We start from the raw sequence: 487 nt of genomic DNA, 5'->3' as shown, positions 1-487 counted from the left end.
AACCTTGAGCAACAAGGCCGGCACCGACGTCACCCTGAAATTGGATAATGGCTCGACCATCACCATCAAGGCAGGCGATACCGTCGGCACCGTGACTGTTCCGGCGCCAAGCGATGACGTGTTCATCGATAAGAGCACTCAGACGGTCAAGATCACTGACACTACTGGCGGCAACTTCGAGAAACTGGAAGTTGCAGGCAACGGCGCAACCACGACGATTAACGACACCATCGACAAAGTTGATGTGGTTCTGACCGCCACCACCACTATCGGCGAAGGCGGCAACATCGTTTACACCGCCAGCCTTGTGGATAAAAACGGCACGCCGGTGACTAACATCACCAACCCGCTGACCGTCACTCTGGATAACGGTAAAACCATCACCATCGGTGTGAACCAGTCCAGCGGTACCGTCACAGCTGTAGCGCCAAACGATGTCTACAAAGGCGATCAAACCGTCACTACCGCCATCAAAGGCGTGACTGGG

The 487-nt window shown here is 55.0% G+C and carries 1 protein-coding gene; it reads left to right on the top strand.

Annotated elements, in window-relative coordinates; all coding sequences use genetic code 11:
• On the top strand, nucleotides 1-487 hold a 487-nt coding region (locus ACI77I_RS32140; protein WP_407000233.1), incomplete at both ends, for an immunoglobulin-like domain-containing protein.

The organism is Pseudomonas sp. D47 (assembly GCF_045447305.1).
In the GTDB taxonomy this organism is placed as follows: domain Bacteria; phylum Pseudomonadota; class Gammaproteobacteria; order Pseudomonadales; family Pseudomonadaceae; genus Aquipseudomonas.
This window is presented reverse-complemented; position numbering and strand designations above follow the sequence as displayed.